The following is a 21067-nucleotide window of genomic DNA, read 5'->3' on the forward strand; positions in this document are numbered from 1 at the left end:
AATCCTGCCAATTAATCCTTCCGATTGCTTTTTGGGCTCTTCAGTAGAGACGCTGGTGTATGTGATGAATATACGATGCCAAGCGTATCATTGTATACGATCCGGTTTGTAAAAACCCAGTCTCCGTATCTACCAGATTTTGGATTGTCATGCGGATATTGTTTATTCAGACAGCGGTGCGGTAAAATGTCGCGGCATCGGGTCAAGAATACAGGCATTGTGTGTAAACCAAAACTCAAAAAAGGCGAGAACAAGCTCGTTCCTTGATTAATTGCCTAACACACTTTTGTTTGCACTGACTCCTATTGTCAGTTTGCGAGGTCTTCACCAAAACCGTCCTGGTGATTGATATTCACCACGGATCAAACTGTTTTGACAGAACGTGCATTCCGCCCATTTCTGGTTGAATAATAATCGGATGATACTGGCCATCATCTAGACGGCCCGGGCACAAGCGGCCAATTCGATACAGAGTCATTGAATTTGGCATGCCAACATAGTTAATTGATCAGAAAAACATGAATAATCAGTTGCACCTGCATATCACCCGCATCGTCACACTGGCTGCGATTCTGTTTGTCATCATTGTTTCGACCGCGTTCCTGTTTTACACGCGGACCGTTCAGCAGAATATGATGGAAAAATCGATTGAACAGTTGTTTCTGGCAGTCAGCAATCCGGCAAGGATTGCTGCATTTCTCGGTAATAAAGAACTTGCGACTGAAATTGTTGAAAATTTGTCTAAAAACGATATTATTTCCGCTGCCATCTTGACCAGCGTATCTGGCTTGAATATAGCATCAAGCGAACCATTACCCGACTCCGATAACATTCTGTTTTTTTCACTTCCCAACCCGTTCGATTCAACCGAGCGCGTAGGTGAAATCCGGATACACTCCAATCAGCAAATGCTGAACCAGTACGTCAAAAATTCAACTCTCAAGCAAGTTTCTATTCTGCTGGCTTTGGTTCTGCTTGTCGCTGTGCTGATGCTGAATCTGATGCACCGCGTCTTAACCACTCCGATTCAATCAATAGCCGCCAACCTGCACAGGATTAAACCCGGCGAAACAGGTCAGCTGGTTTGCCCTCAAGGACACGAGCATAATGAAATCGGGAAACTGGTAGCCGACATTAACATGCTACTGACATCAGCCCGCTGCACAATCAAGCAGGAGCGGAAATTGCGCAATCAAGTAGAAAATATGGAGAGGCATTTCAGGCTCATATTTGAACGCGCCAGTGCCGGCATTTTCCTGCTTGATAAAGGACTTTATCTGACATCATCGAATGAGGCTTTTCAAAAAATAGCGGGCATTGTCGCAGATGAACGCAGAAAAAATATGAAACATATTTATCTTCCTGATTTGTTTTATGATTCAAAAATTGTGCATGAGATGCTTCGGGACATACAGAAAACGGGGCGACAAACCGCCTGCGATCTCAGACTCGATGTGACGATCAATGGAGAAGGGCGCTGGCTGCACTGTCTGTTTTCGACTGTGCAAAGTGACATAGAAGAAACAATGATTGAGGGACTCGTCATCGACGTTACTGAGAGAACTTTCCAAATGGAGCGTATACTGTATGAATCCGAACATGACCCCCTGACCAGGCTGTTCAACAGACGCGCGGGCATGCAATTATTAAAAATCATGTTGTCCAAGGCAAGAAAAAATAATAACCTGCTCATACTGATGCTCATTGATCTGGATGGCTTTAAAGCGGTCAATGACAACTTTGGCCATGATGCCGGAGACAGTGTACTGGTTGAAATCGCCAACAGAATGCAAATGACCATTCGCAAAGAGGACATACTGATTCGAATGGGCGGGGACGAATTCATCATCGCGTTTGCAATAAAAAATTTTGTTCGTGACGAAATCGATCTTTTCGTTGATAAACTGCAAAGCCGCTTTAGAATGGAAATTCAGATCAATAATTTTCAAAAGGTCACGATAGGGTCCAGCATTGGAATTGCCGCCTTCCCCCATGACGGCGATAATATTGAAACCTTGATCACCAATGCCGATTCGGCAATGTATCAATCCAAACGCAATGGCAAGAACTGTGCGTCCTATTATCTGGCGGCATGAAAACCCTGTTCAAAATGGCTCTGTCCCTGTTATTGTCCGGACTCACTGGTTTTTATATACAAACCGTATTGCTTATCACCACTGATCTGTCTGGCTGGGAAAGTCTGGTTTTATCGCTGTCCTGTGCAGCATGGGTTGGATGGCATTCATGGAAGCTGCTTGCAGGCGCACAAATTCGTGTCAGCTCTGCAATACTGACCGGCGCACTCATTTTTGGTGCCTTCGCTTTCATTTTCAGTTTCTTCGGAACAATGCTGATATTGGCAGACTCACGGGAAACGGCGTTCACAGGCATTATAATAATTAGCTTTCTGGGTCTGTTACTTGGTGCCGCCAGTGGCTATTTTTTTGCAAATAATCAGAAAAAACGTAATTAAAGCCTTCTATTACACAACAAACAATTATTCAGGATTCAGTTTTCCATGTCCCCGGGTCAGATAATTTTCTGACTGCATTTCAACCAGCCGTGACACCGCCCGTTCAAATTCAAAACCTGATTGTCCTGATTTAAAAAGTAATTCAGGAGGTGCGTCAGCCGAACACAAAAGTTTGACGCCGTGCTCGTACAGCGCATCTATAAGATGAATGAAACGCGTTGCTTCACTGGCATTTTCATGGGTAAATTGCGGAATCGCGACCACAATAACGGTGTGATAGGCTCTGGCAATCGCAAGATAATCTGCCGTTCCCAGCGGATTGACACAAAGCCGTTTAAATGAAAATACTGCAACACCACGTGCCGATTTTGGTACAAACAGTCTGCGTCCTTGCACGATTAACTCGCCGCTGGGAACTTTGTGCCGATCTTCTACACTACGGTCCGTCAAACGGAAAAAAGCTGCGGACAACGCATTAGTAGTCTGTTCATTAACAGGATAAAAATATGTCTCGACACCTTTTAACCGGTCGTATCGATAATCCACAGGACCATTCAGTGCGATAATTTCCATTTCCGCTTTGACACGGTCAATAAAAGGGACAAACCGTTGCCGGTTCAAACCGTTTTTATACAAGTCATCCGGCGGTCTGTTTGAGGTGGCCACTGCAACTACCCCCTGTCTGAACAATTCATCAAATAACCGCGCAACAACCATGGCGTCAGCTATATCGGTTATCTGAAGCTCGTCAAAACATAATAGCGTTGCATTTCTTGCAATCTGCTGTCCGACAGCAGGTATTGGATCGTCCAGATCAATCTTTCTACCTTGTATATTCTGCAACTCAGAGACTGCCCGTTTGCGCTGTTGCGAGGAAAGACTATGCCAGGCTTTCAGGTGATGCTGGACTTCGAGCATGAATTCGTGAAAATGCACACGCCGCTTGATTATCACCGGTGCTACGCTATAAAACAAATCCATCAGCATGGATTTGCCGCGACCGACGCCGCCATGCAGATAAATGCCTCTGGGGGGTTCCAGTAAACCATGACGCCTGCCAAAAAAACGGGCAAACCAGCTTTTTCTCCGGATTCCCGCTGGCGCATAGCCAGAGATCTCATGATGCAGTCGTTCCAATGCCTCTACAGCACTGGCCTGGTCCGCGTCCGGTTTCAGCTCACCGTCCTGCATCAGCTGCCGATATTCCGACGCTGGCGTCCTGATTGTGCCTGACTGTTCAGTCATGTTTCACGAAATTACAACAGGCATGAATTTATCCTGCTTGAATAACTGCATATGCTGTCAGTCCGGTAATAAGCATAATAGCCATGTACACATGCTTGAATTGATACAACAGCTACCTCAGTCGAGCATAAGCCGCTCGAATATTTTCGAGTATTTGTGTGACGGTTTTTTGGGATGCGCCTATATTCAGGCGCATGTATCCACTACCTTGTTTGCCAAATAGTATGCCTGGGCTCAAACCAACACCGGCCTGCGCAATGAAAAACTGTTTCAACGATGCGTCTGTCATTTTCATTGCTTTACAATCCAGCCAGAGCAGGTATGTACCTTCGGATGGTGTGACACGAATATCAGTCAGATGCTTATCCAGAAAAGCCGCGACACAGTCACGTGTTTTACCCAGATAACCGCGCAACGCATCCAGCCATACATCTCCTTCCCTGTAAGCGATTTCAAAAGCAACGTTGCTGAACGGATTGGACGCGCTGACATGCCAGGTCTCGAAAATTTCGGCAATAGCTTTACGAATTGTTTGATCCTGAATGATTAACATGGAAAGATTCAGACCAGGAATATTAAATGTTTTGCTCGGCGCCATTGCTGTAATCACGCGTCTTTCGCTGCCTGGAAGAGTGGCCAGCACAGTGTGCCTGCATTCTGGATAAACCAGATCAGCATGGATTTCATCGGACAAAATCATCAGATTATGTTTCTCAGCAATTTGCAATAATCGCGCCAGTTCTTGCGGCGTCCAGACACGCCCGACGGGATTATGCGGAGAACATAGCAGCAGCAATTTAGCTTTCTGCGCGCAATACTCAAGATGATCAAAATCGAACGTATAATGACCGCGTTCGAATTTCAACGGATTCTCGATGAGCTTTCTACCCGTTCGAGTGACAGCCGAAAAAAACGGAAAATAAACGGGTGGCTGGATAATCACAGATTCACCGGGTTGGGTAAATGCCATGACAGCCGCATTTAGCGAAGGCACTACACCGGGGCACAAGACAATCCAGTCGCGCTCAATCGCCCAGCCATGACGCCGCTGCATCCAGTCGATCGCTGCCTGGTAAAGACTATCAGAAAATAGCGTATAGCCATAAATCGGATGCCTGGCGCGCTCAATTAGTGCCTGCGTCACCGCAGGTGGCGCAGCAAAATCCATGTCTGCCACCCAGGCCGGGATCACATCCAACTGGCCAAACATGGCCCCGCGACCATCGTATTTGGTACTGCTGGTACCAGTACGATCAATATATCGATCGAAAAAATCCGGACCGATACCGGCACTCAAAGCACCCGCTCCCAGACAGTCACCTCTGACAAGGTATGCTGATGTTTATGGCTTGTTTCGCGGATTACAAACGGAACCGATTGAGGCCCCTGAATCAGTTTAAAATGCCCACCAAGGATTTCTTTCAATCCGTCCAGTGTGGTGAAGTTTTCACCGTCACGTTTGTAACCGCCGATCCAGTGCTCTTTCTTGGTATGTTCCGTCAACCAGGTATAGGGTGAAGCAATCATTAACAATCCGCCCATATTGATACGCGTATGAATGGTACTGAGCAGCTTCGCTGGCTCATACAGTCGATCAATCAGATTGGCGGCCAGAATCAGATCGTATTCCGTATAAAGCGGTTTCAAGTTACATGCATCACCCTGATAAAAGTCCACCTTATTTTTAACGCTCTCCAATCCCAAACCGCTCAGGGTGCGTTCCTTGTAGAAAACCAGATCGCCTTCGTCCGTCAGGGTATAACGCAACACGCCCTGCTGCGCCAGTTGAACGCCCTAACCGATAAAGCGCGCGGAAAAATCGACACCGGTAACATGATCGAAATGGCGTGCAAGCTCAAATGTCGATCGTCCGGATGCGCAACCGAGATCAAGCGCCTTATGCGCAGGTCGGTCACCCATCGCCGCAATCGCCAGGTCTGCCAGTGCCTTGGGAAAATTAGGCACGTCAAAATACGTGTCGCCATAGTGAAATTCTGCGTATTCCGACAGCAGCTTGTCAGTTTCATAATTCGAGGTTTGAATCACGGCCGGTGCATCTGAAACAACATAACGAAACCCGGCATGCTGGAAAAAATGCCGGCGAAAGGCGTATCGCGAACTCCGCAACGTTTCGTTGCCGCATGAAATCCACGATCCGCCTTTGATGAGATTGTGCTGGTTGTCAAATGTCGGCGTTGTAAAATCATCATACAACGGATGCACATCAAAACCTTCGAACGGATAAGTCGGTGTCTCCGTCCACTGCCAGACATTACCGACAATATCGTAAAAATCGCCCTGCTGAAATTCATTGACCGGACAACTCGAAGCGTAATAATCAAGATGCAGGTTGCCGGTTGCGGGTTTACCATGCGAAATTTCAGAAAGGCCTGCAACATCGTATAAGCGGTACCACTCATCTTCAGTTGGCAACCTGAACGGCTTTCCGGTAGTCTTGGTTTTCCAGTTACAGAACGCTTTTGCTTCATGGTAATTGACATCGACCGGCCAGTCCCACGGCATCGGTATTTCATCAGTCATGGTACGCATAAACCAGTCCTCACCCTTTTTGACCCAAAAAGTGGGATGCGTCGATTTACAAAAATTGCGCCACGAAAGACCTTCTTCCTCCCAGTAATCATCGGTCTGGTATCCATTCGCATCGACAAAAGACCGATATTCCTGATTGCTGACAAGATATTTGCTGGCCTGAAATGCGGTGATATCAGCACTATGGTGACCATACTCATTATCCCAGCCATAGTGCATATGTGTGGATTTATTCTTTCCGGTTTCTATCGTGCCGGCCGGTACCGGAATAAGTTCATTGGCTGGTGCAGCGCCGGTTTTCTGGCAAGGACGCCACTGCTCGTGCGGCTGAACATAATCCATGGCGTGCTGCCGGATCAGCACCGATGATGTTTCCAAATGAATCTGTTCATGTTCGATACCCATCAGAATCGGCCAGAAAGGGCTTTCCCAGCTAATCGGTAATGTCAGTGGCAGGTCGCTGATCAATTTGTCAACCATTTCGCGCATTCTGCGGCGGTATGCTGTGACTTCCTCGACCGCAGGCCAGTCGTAATGTGTATTGTCCAGATCATCCCAGCTCATTTCGTCCACACCGACTGCAAACATCGACTCAAACTTTGGATTGATCCGTTCAGTAATCAGTCCTGCCAGCATCAGTTTATTGACAAAAAAGGTCGCTGTGTGCCCGTAATAAAAAATTAACGGATGACGCAACGAAATTGATTTTTTGTAATACGCCTCATCATTACGTAATGTCTTAAAAAGTTGTTCATAACAATCGAGCGTAGCATGAAAATATGTGCGAATTTCTTCGCGTTTGGTATTGGCTTCTTCGCCATTGAGCAAAGGCGTTCTCTGAATCAGTTGTGTTGACATATAGTGTTGTATTCATCAAGTTATTCAAAATCTGGGCGTTATTATAACCTCTCGCAAAATGGCAATCACTCTCATCCGATAATTTTGGTCACCAGCAATATTCTGGATTGTTTCGCAACACATCATATTTCTGCTCGCATAAGGAATGCGGATGATTATACCGAATCCCCCAAAATATTCGGAGGCGTGCTGGAGCAGGTTGGTAATTCGAATTATAATGTACAGGGCAGTTGTAAATCTCCCACCAGCCCGAGGACACATTATGAATTACCTTTATATTTTGATTAAGTTTATATGCATACCTGCTGCATTCTTGACTGTAATGCATACGTCGCTTGCAAGCGAAACACCTGGCGTTCAATGCGACAGGCAATCTGAAACCAATCACCCGTGTCCATTTGAACTACCCGTTGACACGATATCAAAACTCAAAATTGATGCTGGTTTTGGCTGGGGAATCTTTAATGGCAGCATCTACAATGGCAATAGCGAATACACTGTCACCCAACTCGACATCAGCATGGAGCCTGTCCACGATCTCCATTCAATGGAGATGGCACACGCGGAACATGCCGGATCACATGAACCCAGAATGAAGCAGATCGAAATGAACCTTCAACCACTGACCAAAGGCGCTATTTCATTGGCCTTGGACGATGATGTAGTACATGTACATGACTTCAAATGGAAAGTAGTCAGGGTCTATGGTCATAAAGCGCAAAAAGGAAAGAAAACACAATAGATACGTCATGACACATTCTATCTGCCACGCCCAGAGTGCGGTTCATGCAGCAATCTATTAAAAATATCCGCGGCATCCTGATTTACACCGCCAGTGTTTCTCTGGTTTCTCTGGTTTATTTCATTTATGCCTATTCCAGTTATCCTATTCCCGAAGAACGCGAAACTTTTCTCTCTGAAGTGGGTGAATTTTTCGGTAAAACAGGTCTGGGTCTGCTTGGATTCATTTATTTACGCACGATTTTGAAGCTGATGCTGGGTCAAGGCAAGCTGGCACAGCGGTTGTTGCCCGATTATCAGGCGCCTATTCATTCCTCAGCCCTGGAATATCTGCTTGCCTGGATGAACCGTACTCATGTTTATTTCGGTATCGCAGCCATTGCTGTAATGTTGCTGCATATTTCTTTGATGGATATTTCACGCTATAGTCATATTTTATTTTTTCCGGCATTACTTGCACTAATCGTCTGGCAGGGATTATTTGGTATGTTTCTGGCATGGCGTTACTCACCTGCCGAATTGAAAAAATTCTCCCATGTGGTGCACGCGCAATTCATTACCGGCATCGCGATTGGAATTTTTGCCTTTTTCGGGCATATTCTCATCGATGACTGATCACCATTAACAAGCATATGTTTGTTGCTGTAATCATTTACATGATCGGTGCAATGTATCATGCGAAGATGTATGAGGCGCATTGACGTTACCATCAACGTGACGCAATTCATGATTTGCAGGGATGTCTGCCGTTGCTGCTATGACGACTTCCGCAACACAGTATCACGCGCTTGCGACAGTAATGCCGGATAATCCCTGCTGAAATGTAATCCACGACTTTCGTGCCTGAGCATCGCGCTACGCACGATCAGATCGGCGGTGTCGACCAGATTGCGCAACTCAAGCAAGTCGCTGGATACACGAAAGTGGGTATAAAACTCATTGATTTCTTCACGCAGCAGATCGATTCTGTGCTGCGCGCGCTGAAGACGCTTGGTCGTCCGAACAATGCCGACATAACTCCACATACAACGACGCAATTCATCCCAGTTATGCGAAATGACAATTTCTTCATCGGCATCGGTGACACGGCTTTCGTCCCAGTCAGGTATCTTGGGCATTGCTGTCGAAGTTTGGCCGTTAATATCCTTCGCGGCAGCTCTGGCAACAACCAGACACTCCAGCAACGAATTGCTGGCGAGCCGGTTTGCACCGTGCAGTCCGGTATGGGCTGTTTCACCTATCGCGTATAAATTTTTCAAATCCGAACGCCCTGTCCAGTCTGTCAGAATACCACCACAGGTATAATGCGCCGCAGGCACAACTGGAATTGGTTCTTGCGTCAGGTCTATCCCCAGTTTCAGGCAATGCGCGTAAATAGTCGGGAAATGCTGCTGCAGAAAATTTGCCGGCTTGTGCGAAATATCCAGATAAACGCAATCAAGGCCTCGCTTTTTCATCTCAAAATCGATTGCTCGCGCCACGATATCGCGTGGTGCCAATTCTGCACGTTGATCATGCGCCGCCATAAAGCATTCACCATTGGGCAACTTGAGCAGGCCACCTTCGCCGCGAACCGCTTCACTAATTAGAAACGATTTGGCGTGCGGATGATAAAGACAGGTCGGATGAAACTGAATAAATTCCATATTGGCAACACTGCAACCTGCTCGCCACCCCATTGCAATCCCATCGCCCGTCGCCGTATCAGGATTGGTGGTATACAGATAAACCTTGCTTGCACCACCTGTGGCTAGCACAGTGTTCTGCGCTGTAAACGTGCGCACACTTCCGTTACTGCGGTCCAGCACATACGCCCCCAGGCAGCGCCTGTCAGCCGGACCCTTATTCGTATTGCCGCTGATTTTATCGCTGGTGATCAGGTCAATGGCGATATGCTGTTCCAGAATCATGATATTGGAACAGTTGCGCACCTTTTCGATCAAAGCTTGCTGAACTGCCTTGCCCGTTGCGTCCCCGCTGTGAATAATGCGCCGCGTACTATGTCCGCCTTCCTTGGTCAGATGATAGCCGGTATCATGATTATCGTCTTTACTAAATTCAACACCCTGCTCGATCAGCCACTTTATAGCTTCTTGCGCATGCTCGGCAATAAACCGGACTGTTGATTCATCGCATAAACCGGCACCGGCAATCAGCGTATCCTGCACATGTTTCTCTGGCGTATCTTCATCGGACAAAGAAGCAGCGATACCGCCTTGTGCCCATCCGCTTGCACTGTCATTGAGAGTCAGTTTTGTAACGACCCCCACCCGCTGAGTACGCGCCAAATTCAAGGCAAGTGTGAAGCCGGCCAAACCGCTGCCAATAATCAAAGTATCAAAATATAAATTATGCATTCACGCTGATAAAGCATACTTGGTTATTATTTGTATTATGTAGCTGCTATCATAGCAGAGTGCACAACCTACATGCGAAATCTGTAAATTTCCAACTGCGGCAAACTCTGGTCTGACCGTATTAATCTTTCATGACAAGTTACAGTTATTGGCACGCCACTAAATCGATAGTGCCCTGCTGATAGATACCAAAAACATCGTTTTCACCATCTCTCTTTACCAGTTCTATAACGTTCCATGTTCCACTCAGCGTTGAAGGATCCAGTTTGGCTGCAAACGTTTCAGTCCAGAATTCTATACCTTCCTCCCGGTCAGCACTCACTATGGTAAGTTTCACGCTGTCACCAAGCAATATTGCATTGCCGTGCGCTGCGGACAGAGTGTTTTCATAATCAACCGAGCCAAATAATGCAAAATGACCGCCCTCTTTTTCGTAAACACCAAACTTGTACTTCCAGTACGGTTCGCCATTTTGACTAAATACCTGCCAGCAAAATTCACCACGGAATGTTTCTGCAAAAGAGTTAGATACACTCGTCAACATGAAAATAACGGATAAAGTACCGATTATGCGTTTAGTTACCATTCTCTTCTCCATAATTTAACAATGTTACCCTGTTTTCCCATCAACAAAACCATCACATTCAATACGATAGTTCATTTAGCAAAAACAAACTCATAGAAATATTAAAGCATCTGAATTTACAGGTGAATATATCCACTCAGATGACGAAAATCAGGCTATATTCATCCGCACATCAATACGGTAAAATCCGCGTTCGGCATTGATTCTGATCATGGGTTATTATCCGCTGTTCGAGACTTCTTGCCTAATCTGGTGTACATATTGCAATAGCTTTGACTGTTGCATATGCCATCATGTTCAACATTTACAAATGCAATTCAAGAAAAGGAATTTTATGACAACCAATATCCCCGGATATACCTACGGCAGCGCAGAAGTAGCACAATCTCCAATATCAATGGGTGATTTTGCCAATTTAAAACAAGCGACTTTATTCGGCGACGAAGATATCCGCTACCTGAAAATGTCGCACGATATCCTGAAAGACCAGGTTGAACAAATTCTTGATGTCTGGTACGGCTTCGTAGGTTCAACGCCGTTTCTGCTTCACTATTTCACCAACAAGTCTGATAATCAGCCAAACACGGATTATCTTGGCGCGGTACGTAAACGTTTTGGCCAGTGGATTCTGGATACCGCAAATGCCAATTATGATCAGGACTGGCTGAACTACCAGTATGAAATCGGTCTGCGCCATCACACTACCAAGAAAAATAAAACCGACGGGGTTGATGCTCAACCGATTATCAATCTGCGTTATGTGCTGGCGCTGCAGGTACCTATCACGACAACGCTGCGACCATTCCTGGAAAAAGGCGGTCATTCAAGTGAAGATGTTGACAAGATGCAGGATGCCTGGCGCAAATCCGTGCTCATGCAAGTGATTTTATGGTCGCAACCGTATATTCACGAAGGCCAGTTCTAGTCTGAAAGAGCAGCATAATTGCTGCTCGCGGGCTCCAAGCAACCGTTTCAATAATTGAATCCCTAATTCAATTTCAGCGCTACAGCATCGGCGTTGATGGCGGAATCGGAACTGATCCGCCACCTCACCGGTTTTGATGGTATTTTACATTTTCCCCATGCCCGGGATTGATAAGACTAGTGACCCAAATGGCGTCTGCTTGGTCTGAATGTAGGCGATTTAAAGCAATTGAAGTGAATAGTACATCGATATGCCGGCAACTTTGAAAAAGGGTACAATTGGTCTGTTTCGAATAATGTGATTACGTATTTACTCGATGCAGAGTCTCCGATATTCGTGGAAACATCAGACTATAGACTTAACAAAATAATAAACACAAACAATCTATTATGAAATTTCAGACCGATGATTTGCGCATTATTGGTATGCATGAACTCCGCCCACCAGTCGAGCTGCACATCGATTACCCATTGACGGAAATTGCAACAGAAACGGTTTATACCGCACGGCAGGATGCTCACCGTATTTTACAAGGCGGCGATGACCGCTTGTTGGTAGTGACAGGCCCCTGTTCCATCCATGATACCGACGCCGCACTGGAATATGCTGTTCGTTTGAAACATTTGCGCGAAGTTTTTAAGAATCACTTACATATCATCATGCGCGTTTACTTTGAGAAACCCCGCACAACAATCGGGTGGAAGGGTTTGATCAACGATCCTGACCTGGACAACAGTTTCCATATCAATAAAGGATTGCGAATAGCACGCAAGCTACTTCTGGACCTGAACAGCCTGGGTATGCCAGCAGCAACGGAATATCTGGATTTGATCAGCCCTCAATACCTTTCCGATTTAATAAGCTGGGCAGCGATTGGCGCGCGCACGACTGAAAGCCAGGCGCACCGCGAGCTGGCTTCTGGAGTATCCTGTCCGATAGGTTTCAAGAATGGCACATACGGCAACTTGAACATTGCCATTGATGCCATAGCTGCCGCCTCGCGCCCGCACCATTTTCTTTCAGTTACCAAAGAGGGACGTACTGCAATTTTCGCGACCCAAGGCAATGAAGATTGTCACATCATTTTACGCGGCGGTCGTAAACCCAACTATGATGCTGAAAGCGTAGCCTCGGCCATCGAGGCATTGAATAAAGCCAAGTTACCGGCCTACCTCATGATCGATTTCAGTCATGCGAACAGCCACAAGGATTACCGTCGCCAGACAGAAGTGGCGGCCGACGTGGCATCTCAAATAGCGGCAGGCAATCACGCGATTTGCGGCGTCATGATCGAGAGTCATTTAATCGAAGGCAATCAAAAAATTGACGGCAGGAAGCGCGAGGAACTCGTATACGGGCAAAGCATCACCGATGGCTGCATCAGCTTTGAAACTACCGAACAGATATTGCAACAGCTCTCTGATGCCGTGGAAAAGCGCCGGGGTGTTCAGCACTAGTACATAGACCGAAAGGCAACAAGAACCCAACCACAACAAATTGTCATATTTTCTGAACGCTCCACCAGAAATTGTTTCTGTACGGTCACTGTTTTGCCGACACTGGCGTTCTTCTTTGCAGCATTCTCACGATCAACCAGATCGCCCATGCTGCAAGCAAATGTTTTACTGTGTGTCCGCTAACGATCCCGACCAGATTGTAAATCTCATGATCGAAAGTCTCTGCCAGTTTGGCCAGCGCATAGAAACCGATAACCCGAAATATTTCATTGCCATGGGTATAACGGGAAGGCAAAAGTATACTTAACAGCACTATCAGCAATAGCGAGTAAAACTGAATCACAATATAAAAATTCAGATTTCCGATTCCGCGGAGTTCTCCCAGGTACCAGTAAATCACGCTGGCCATCCCCATAAGTACAAGTATCGGCAAAACTCCTGTTCCCAGCTTCGGATGAACCCGTTCCGACAATACAGCTGCCAGCAAAGCGGTAACACCTAATGCGATTGGCAGCCTGTCCCAGAGTAGGCTGGCATTATCTGGCTCCCAGTGATAATAAGCAGAACCCGGCACTACCATGACAGCACTGACAAATACAAGCAGGTACGGGAAGTATTCTGCAGTCGTCAAAAAACACAGTTGCTGGCACTCGTTCAGTCTTCTGTATGAGCGCCAGAGAAACAATAATCCCGTCGCCCCACTCAGCAGAATCGCGAGATTTGAAATTACATTCATGAAATTCGGAATGCCGAACAGTAAACGCTGGTCGGCAAACTGATGGTAGGCTTGCGGTTGCGAAGTTGGCGGCATAGATACAGCAAGCAACACGACCACGAATGAAAATATCAACAACAATATTAATCGTCTGCGCGTTGACTGATTGAAAGTACCGGTAGGAATCATACAGCGTATCAACGGTTACTCATACATCTGTGCCACCGCCTCGCCTATCCTGGCAACAGCCAGTACCTCAATACCGGAAACCGGTTGCTTGGTTTTATTGGCCAATGGAATAATTGCGCGTGTAAAACCGAGCTTAGCTGCTTCTTTCAGTCGCTCCTGTCCACGCTGTACTGGACGCACCTCCCCTGCCAGACCAATTTCACCAATTACCACCATTCTTTTAGCCAGCGGTTTGTTTTTTAGCGACGAAACAATGGCCAACAACACCGCAAGATCTGCGCCTGGCTCAGTAATTTTTACGCCACCGACCGCATTTACGAAAACATCCTGATCAAAACACGGAATTCCAGCATGACGGTGCAAGACCGCCAGCAACATCGCCAACCGATTCTGCTCCAGGCCAACGCTCAATCGCTTGGGATGTGATGAACGGGCATCATCGACCAGCGCCTGTATTTCAACCAATAACGGACGCGTACCCTCCTGTGTCACCATAATACAGGAACCCGCCACCTGTCCGTCATGATGTGACAGAAACAATGCCGAGGGATTTCTGACTTCACGCAGCCCCTTCTCGCTCATGGCAAATACACCCAGTTCGTTCACAGCACCAAAACGGTTTTTGAATGCACGCACCAAACGGAAGCTGGAATGCATGTCACCTTCAAAATACAATACAGTATCGACCATGTGCTCCAGTACACGCGGACCGGCCAATGCGCCTTCCTTGGTAACATGACCAATCAATATCAGTGCAATACCGCTGGCTTTGGCCATCCTGGTCAGTTGAGCTGCACATTCCCGCACTTGCGCCACCGAACCTGGTGCAGATTGCAGCGTTTCAGAGTATATTGTCTGAATAGAATCAACAACAGCAATATCAAGCTTATTCCCGCTCAATACCGTCTGAATTCTTTCCAGTTGAATTTCTGCAAAAAGCGACACTGCCTGCACATTCAAGGCAAGACGTCTGGCGCGTAACGCAACCTGTTGAGCTGATTCCTCGCCGCTGATATACAAAACCTGATGTTCAGTCGACAAATGCGCCAATGCCTGCAGCAATAATGTGGATTTGCCAATACCAGGATCCCCACCCAACAGCACAACACCACCTCGTACCAGACCGCCGCCGAGTACCCGGTCAAGCTCGGAGATTCCGGTCGAATATCGTGACTCATCCTGCACCTCGACATCACTCAGGTTTTCCACCCTGTCGATTTTCGATATCGGACTAAATCGCGTTACCTGTTTTTCGGCTACGGTCTCGACCAGCGTGTTCCATGACTGGCAGTGTGTGCACTGCCCCTGCCATTTCAACATCTGCCCGCCGCATTCCGTACAAACGTAAATTGATTTCTGCTTAGCCATGCGCTATCTGGTTTCTACAATGCTTCGTAAACCTCTGCTGCTTTGAGCGACAACCCCTGCATGTCCTTTTCAGATAGAATCGGTTCTCCATCGATGGGCCAGTCAATACCCAGCGCAGAATCCTTCCAGAGAATACAGCGCTCATGTTGCGGGGCCCAATAATCGGTTGTCTGGTACAGAAAATCAGCGTATTCAGACAGCACGACGAAACCGTGCGCAAACCCGGCAGGCACCCAGAGTTGTTTTTTGTTTTCAGCGCTCAGTATCTCGCCAACCCATTGTCCAAAAGTCGGCGACATACGGCGTAAATCAACCGCTACGTCGTAAACTTCACCTACAACCACACGAACCAATTTGCCCTGTGGCTGCCTGATCTGGTAATGCAGTCCGCGTAGCACCTGTCTGGCTGAACGGGAATGATTTGCCTGCACAAAGGACACATGCTGACCGATTGCGTGTTGAAACTCGCGCAAGTTAAAACTCTCGAAAAAAAAACCGCGCGCGTCACCAAACACTTTCGGTTGTATCAAAAAAACTTCGGGTATTTCCAATTGTGTTGCTATCATCGGGCAAGACTCAAATTTTCCGTTTCGGTAGCTGTTGCAGGCAGCATCCCACATCTATTTCCTGTCTGTCGAATGGCGCTTAAGAATGGTACAGATTATATTCGCAGGAATTATCATCACTCAGTGACCGTAACGGGTTATCGTTGCAAATATACGGTTCGCTAGTCAGAAAAACATTGGTCAACCTGAGATTACTGACGAACAACAAACCCAGGCTTTCGGGTAATTCGGGTAATGATCGCACCAGAACCGCATAAAACAATCGGTCAATCACGTGCTGAACCGGAAAACATTGTACTATATTACTCCTGATCACATAAAACCCAAGCTGAAGCTTCTGGCTTAAAATACTGGCTGTCGTTCATATAAAACAGACCCAGAGGCTCTCGTTTTATCACTGGAAACCGCGTAATACCAATTTCATACATATATGATTCACACACAATATTACAAGCGCCTTGCAGAAAAAATGACTTCCTGTCGTGAAATGCTCTTTGTTGCATTGCTGGTAATATTTATTATCGCATTCACTCTGTCAGCTATACCCTTTTACATTCAAAAGATACTGCACGCCGCATTTATTGAAAAAAACACATATGCCATACAGGCAGGATTTCTGGCAGTGATGCTATTGCTGACCATCCGCAGTCTCGCTGAATACGGCAACAAGTACCTAGCGGGAAAGACGAGCAATTGTCTTCTCAAACAACTGAACGCCGATTTATTCAACACACTCCTCAATCTGCCCATATGTCGTTATCAGCAGCTGGACAAACATCTGTCGACAACAAAGGCGCTTACCAGCATCCGAGAAATTTCCCGACTTACAGTTCATATAATCACTGTACTTGTGCGCGATATACTGATCCTTTTCGGCTTGGTCGCATACCTAGTCTGGCTTGATCAGGATTTTGCACTCTTTATTGCTTTGCTGATTCCTTTTGCTATTCTGATGCTGCAAGTCATGCAGGGACAACGCAACGCCTTTCTTCATGTAGAAAAACCATCGTTTAACGCGCTGGTTAGACATTTACGGCGTTCGATCGAAAATTTTCGACATATACGGCTTTACCACGGCCAGCAGCAAGAATACCGCCTTTTAAAACAGGCGTCGCACTCATTACAACAAACAATCATACAGCAGACCAACTATAGTGCATTTATCCAGACATTGTGCCAGCTTGTTCTTGCTTTGATCATTGTTGCCATATCGTATCTGATGATGCAACAGGCAGTCAGAAGCCAATTTTCAATTGACCAACTTGGAGCCTATGTCGCAGCTACATTGTTAATGATGGCACCCATCAGTCGACTGGCGGATTTGCCCCGAATATCACGAAGCATACAAAAAGATCTCGATCAGATTGTCTTGTTACTCGATCAACACACCGTTTATAGTCATGATAAACCGGCAATTCCAGCTACAAAAGGCAGCCTTTCATTTGAATCAGCCAGCTTTTACAGTTCGGTACCGGAAAGAAGTTTGCAGTATACGCTTGATCTAAAAATCAAACCTGGCGAGATCGTGGCATTAGTGTGTCAATCCAAATCAGATTGCGCTTTGCTGATTGATATATTGCTCGGCTTCAAGAAACCTTCAGCGGGAAAAATACTGCTGGATGATATTCCGTATGAAGCCATGGAACACGCTGATCTGCTCGCACACTTTGCCATGGTGTCAAACAAGCCTGTCATCCTGAACAGTACTGTAGCCAATAATATTGCGTACGGTTTGACAGAATGCGCCAACGAAGCCAGCATTACTGCTGTTGCCCACATCGCACGAGCCTCACGCTTTGTTCGTGAAATGCCCGACGGACTGCAAACCCGGGTTGACGAAAACGGCGCAAGCTTGACCCGACATCAGTGGCAGAAAGTCGAAGTCGCTCGAGCACTGCTGAAAAACTCTCCGGTTTTGATTATAGACAATCTGTGGCTGCAACCGAATCGACCACTTTTGAATGAAGCGCTTATGACCTTGATGCAAAACCGTACCGTGATTGTTCTCCTGCAAACTATACCTGCAACAGACGAGCACATCGATCGAATTTTTTTACTGAATAACGGCGCAATAACAGAAAAATAATCAGTGCACTGTTTCGCCGTTCGGCGCATATTCAGGCACCCAGCCCGCGAGTTCAATTCGCGCCTCCGCATCGTTAAGCGACTTGATTTTTTCAAACCGGGCCACAAACGCCACCAGCCATTGCTCATTGACCTCAGGCGCCTGTGCAATTCGGAGTTTTGTGTGTGGTGTCGGCACGGTGTTTTCATTTGCTGACAATAATTCTTCGTGCAGTTTTTCACCGGGTCGCAACCCGGTATAGATTATGCGGATATCGTCTTCACCCAGACCGGACAGGCGAATCATGTCACTGGCAAGGTCCTTGATTTTTACGGGATCGCCCATATCCATCACGAAAATTTCCCCGCCGCCTTTCAACCCCCCCATCAAACCTGCCTGCAACACCAGTTGTGCAGCTTCTGGAATCGACATGAAATAACGCGTCATCTCCGGGTGAGTAACTGTTATCGGACCACCACTTGCAATCTGTTTGCGAAATTTGGGTATAACACTCCCCGCGCTACCCAGGACATTACCGAATCGCACCATTACAAAGCAGGTTAACTGATTGTGATTCCTGGTCGATTGCTGCATTGCCTGGCAGACCATTTCTGCCAGACGTTTGCTGGCACCCATGATATTTACCGGATTGACTGCTTTGTCGGTTGATACCAGAACAAACTTCTTTACCTGATAACGTATTGCCGTACTGGCCAAAACATAAGTACCCATCACATTATTCATAACGGCCTGCCAGGCATTTTCATGCTCCATCAACGGCACATGCTTGTAAGCAGCGGCATGGAAAACGACAGTTGGACGAAACTGCCGGAACAGCTGGTCGATACGCGCACCGTCCTTGACGTCCCCGATCGCAAACGACATTTTAGTTTCAGGAAACTTCTTTGCAAATTCCTCCTGCACACAATACAAAGCATATTCGTTACGTTCGAGCAATACCAGATATTCAGGCCGGAATGCAATAATCTGACGACACAGCTCAGCACCGATTGAGCCACCCGCACCGGTAACCATGATAACTTTGTCTGTCAGAAACCCATGCAGCCCTTCATCATCCAGCACGACAGGCGCACGCCCCAGCAGATCGTCCAATTGAATTTCACGAATCTGTGAAATAGTTGTTTTGCCATTAATAAGATCCTGATAAGATGGAACTATCATCGCTTTTACACCCATTTCCGAACACATTTCCAATATGTGCCGGCGCAACCGGTGCGAGAGTGAAGGCATGGCGATAATGACATGCCCTACGTTTAACTTCTGCACCCAATGCGGTAAATTGTCAATCACTCCCAGCACCCGCACGCCATGTAGACGGGTACCCAGCTTTCTGGGATCATCGTCCAATAAACCGACGACATGCCAGTCGTGACTGCTTGCCAGATCTTTGACGAGATTAACTGCTGTACTACCTGCACCCAATATCAGCACCAGCTTTCCATCGTAGTTCTCAAGGCTGTATAAGCGACGCTCTTTCCAGGCACGATAGATCAGCCGACTGCCGCCCATAATCATCAAGAGCAGAACCGGCGCCAGCACACTGACCGAGAATGGCACCATCTCCAGGAGCCCACGTTGCCAGATAACAATTGAAACAAAAACCGCGCTTAACAATACCGAAACAGTGATACGCTTCAAATCCGGCAGGCTGGCGTAACGCCACAGCCCTCTATACAAACCGAGCCACAGAAAAGTAACTGCCTGAACCGGCAATATCCAGGACATTAAATCGAAAAATAACGCAAACGGTAAAACTGAAATTCTAAAATCTATATAAAACAGAAAGGCAAGTAACCAGGCTGTTGCAACCGCAAACAAATCATGAGAGAACGCAATAACTGAACGGATACCGAATTTGTTTCCCAGCATTTTAACGCTCACCTGCGTAAGGTTTCTTACTCAGATCTGCCATCAATATCAATCCCAGATAGATCGCTCCCCATATAAGAACGACAGCTAATTGAATATATGCAGCCTGACCATTAATCCATACGGCACTCGCACCTGCTAACAACATCAGCCCATATCCAAGTAATGCCGTATTTTTATGCCCCAGACCGCTTTGTACCATTCGTTGATAATAATGTTCTCGATGCGCCTGCCAGATTTTCTCACCACGCAGCAATCGTTTTATTAGGGTCACCGTTGTATCCACAATAAATGGCGAAAAAACCAATAATGGCACCCATAATGACCATAACCCATTCATCCATCCAATCAATCCCATGACGGCTGCCAGGAAACCTGACGGAATCGCACCCACATCGCCAAGAAAAATCCGTGCCGGATGAAAATTATGAAGTAAAAACCCGAGTGACGCTGCCGCTACTGATACATTGGTTACAGCAAAACCGATATCACCGGATAAAAAAGCCATCAGCCCGTAAAAACCGAATCCGAACAATATCATGCCACCAGCAAGGCCATCAGAGCCATCCATAAAATTAAACAGATTGCACATCCACAGCATTGCCAGCGTAATGCCTACTACCAGCGGCCATTCATGCAAATCGAGCATTAGAGAAAAGCAGCATCCCAGCGCAACCAGCAAATGTACACATAAACGATAGCCGACTGGTACGTTCCGGATGTCATCAACAATCGATATTCCGGCCAATATGCCAATACCCAGCCAGACAGGTACCGGTAGCTGTACCGATACAGCCAGCCATGCCAAGATCACACCGGCCAACAAACCGATACCACCAATACGCGGCACAGGTTTGGTGTGCAGTGATCTTGAATTCGGATAATCAAGAACTGCAGATGTTTTCCACTGTATGAGCCATGCAATTGAGCAATAGGATACAAAAAAAGCTATCAGCAATGCAGCAACAACCGATAGAGGAAAATCCAGAAGCATAATGATCGGATCATCCCAAATTCGTTTCTAAGCACCGTTTTTCCACTTCACGAACAGTGGAAAAACGGGTTTTAAGGCGTATAAACCG

General features: G+C 46.7%; 16 protein-coding genes and 1 pseudogene. 7 read left to right on the top strand and 10 right to left on the bottom strand.

The genetic code is table 11. The features are described 5' to 3' along the window. Positions 1-518: 518 nt before the first annotated feature. Both BMX44_RS09510 and BMX44_RS09515 read left to right on the top strand, forming a co-directional pair. The gene (locus BMX44_RS09510; protein WP_090631960.1) at positions 519-2096 is read left to right on the top strand and encodes a sensor domain-containing diguanylate cyclase; all 1578 of its coding nucleotides are present in this window, start codon (positions 519-521) and stop codon (positions 2094-2096) included. Next, positions 2093-2473: a hypothetical protein gene (locus BMX44_RS09515; RefSeq protein WP_090631963.1), complete on the top strand. Its 381-nt coding sequence runs from the start codon at positions 2093-2095 to the stop codon at positions 2471-2473. Before BMX44_RS09510 ends, BMX44_RS09515 begins: the two co-directional genes overlap by 4 nt. 24 nt (positions 2474-2497) lie before the next feature. On the opposite strand, the gene zapE is transcribed toward BMX44_RS09515, so the two are convergent. From zapE to ovoA, 3 genes and pseudogenes are all read right to left on the bottom strand, one after another. Beyond that, entirely contained in the window at positions 2498-3718 is a 1221-nt protein-coding gene (gene zapE, locus BMX44_RS09520; protein WP_090631967.1) for a cell division protein ZapE, read from the bottom strand. Between the two features lie 112 nt (positions 3719-3830). After that, entirely contained in the window at positions 3831-5015 is a 1185-nt protein-coding gene (locus BMX44_RS09525) for a MalY/PatB family protein (RefSeq protein WP_245738891.1), read from the bottom strand. Next, positions 5012-7126 (bottom strand): annotated as a pseudogene (ovoA, locus tag BMX44_RS09530) (5-histidylcysteine sulfoxide synthase). The gene BMX44_RS09525 and the pseudogene ovoA overlap by 4 nt, the downstream one beginning before the upstream one ends. Positions 7127-7388: 262 nt before the next feature. On the opposite strand from ovoA, the gene BMX44_RS09535 reads away from it, so the two are divergent. Further along, the gene (locus BMX44_RS09535) at positions 7389-7868 is read left to right on the top strand and encodes a hypothetical protein (protein WP_143056916.1); all 480 of its coding nucleotides are present in this window, start codon (positions 7389-7391) and stop codon (positions 7866-7868) included. 44 nt (positions 7869-7912) lie between these two features. Next, positions 7913-8482 (top strand): hypothetical protein, encoded by a 570-nt coding sequence (locus BMX44_RS09540; RefSeq protein WP_090631976.1) that lies wholly within the window; start codon positions 7913-7915, stop codon positions 8480-8482. Between the two features lie 140 nt (positions 8483-8622). Here the strand turns inward: BMX44_RS09540 and nadB are convergent, their stop codons facing one another. After that, on the bottom strand, positions 8623-10224 hold the full coding sequence (gene nadB / locus BMX44_RS09545; protein WP_090631981.1) for an L-aspartate oxidase: 1602 nt from the start codon (positions 10222-10224) through the stop codon (positions 8623-8625). Between the two features lie 145 nt (positions 10225-10369). Continuing rightward, positions 10370-10810, bottom strand: coding sequence for a hypothetical protein (locus BMX44_RS09550; protein ID WP_090631984.1), 441 nt, complete (start codon positions 10808-10810; stop codon positions 10370-10372). 334 nt (positions 10811-11144) lie between these two features. Between BMX44_RS09550 and BMX44_RS09555 the strand changes: the two genes are divergently transcribed. Both BMX44_RS09555 and BMX44_RS09560 read left to right on the top strand, forming a co-directional pair. Beyond that, a complete protein-coding gene (locus BMX44_RS09555; protein WP_090631989.1) occupies positions 11145-11735 on the top strand; it encodes a protoglobin domain-containing protein in 591 nt (196 codons plus the stop codon). A gap of 389 nt (positions 11736-12124) precedes the next feature. Continuing rightward, positions 12125-13192, top strand: coding sequence for a 3-deoxy-7-phosphoheptulonate synthase (locus BMX44_RS09560; RefSeq protein ID WP_090631993.1), 1068 nt, complete (start codon positions 12125-12127; stop codon positions 13190-13192). A gap of 85 nt (positions 13193-13277) precedes the next feature. Here BMX44_RS09560 and BMX44_RS09565 read toward each other — a convergent pair whose 3' ends face one another. From BMX44_RS09565 to rfbC, 3 genes are read right to left on the bottom strand one after another with little or no spacing between them, the layout of a single operon-like run. Next, on the bottom strand, positions 13278-14096 hold the full coding sequence (locus BMX44_RS09565; protein ID WP_245738892.1) for an alkaline phytoceramidase: 819 nt from the start codon (positions 14094-14096) through the stop codon (positions 13278-13280). Positions 14097-14111: 15 nt separating this feature from the next. Then, entirely contained in the window at positions 14112-15464 is a 1353-nt protein-coding gene (gene radA / locus BMX44_RS09570; RefSeq protein WP_090631997.1) for a DNA repair protein RadA, read from the bottom strand. A 14-nt stretch (positions 15465-15478) separates the two neighbouring features. Next, positions 15479-16030: a dTDP-4-dehydrorhamnose 3,5-epimerase gene (gene rfbC / locus BMX44_RS09575; RefSeq protein ID WP_090632223.1), complete on the bottom strand. Its 552-nt coding sequence runs from the start codon at positions 16028-16030 to the stop codon at positions 15479-15481. A 430-nt stretch (positions 16031-16460) separates the two neighbouring features. On the opposite strand from rfbC, the gene BMX44_RS09585 reads away from it, so the two are divergent. After that, on the top strand, positions 16461-18116 hold the full coding sequence (locus BMX44_RS09585) for an ABC transporter transmembrane domain-containing protein (RefSeq protein ID WP_090632004.1): 1656 nt from the start codon (positions 16461-16463) through the stop codon (positions 18114-18116). Here BMX44_RS09585 and BMX44_RS09590 read toward each other — a convergent pair whose 3' ends face one another. Together BMX44_RS09590 and BMX44_RS09595 are read right to left on the bottom strand one after the other, a co-directional pair. Further along, positions 18117-19985, bottom strand: coding sequence for a polysaccharide biosynthesis protein (locus BMX44_RS09590; protein ID WP_090632007.1), 1869 nt, complete (start codon positions 19983-19985; stop codon positions 18117-18119). It lies immediately after the preceding gene. 1 nt (position 19986) lies between these two features. Continuing rightward, a complete protein-coding gene (locus BMX44_RS09595) occupies positions 19987-20979 on the bottom strand; it encodes an MraY family glycosyltransferase (protein ID WP_090632012.1) in 993 nt (330 codons plus the stop codon). Positions 20980-21067: the final 88 nt, after the last annotated feature.

It is taken from the genome of Nitrosomonas marina (assembly GCF_900110145.1).
Classification (GTDB): Bacteria; Pseudomonadota; Gammaproteobacteria; order Burkholderiales; family Nitrosomonadaceae; genus Nitrosomonas; species Nitrosomonas marina.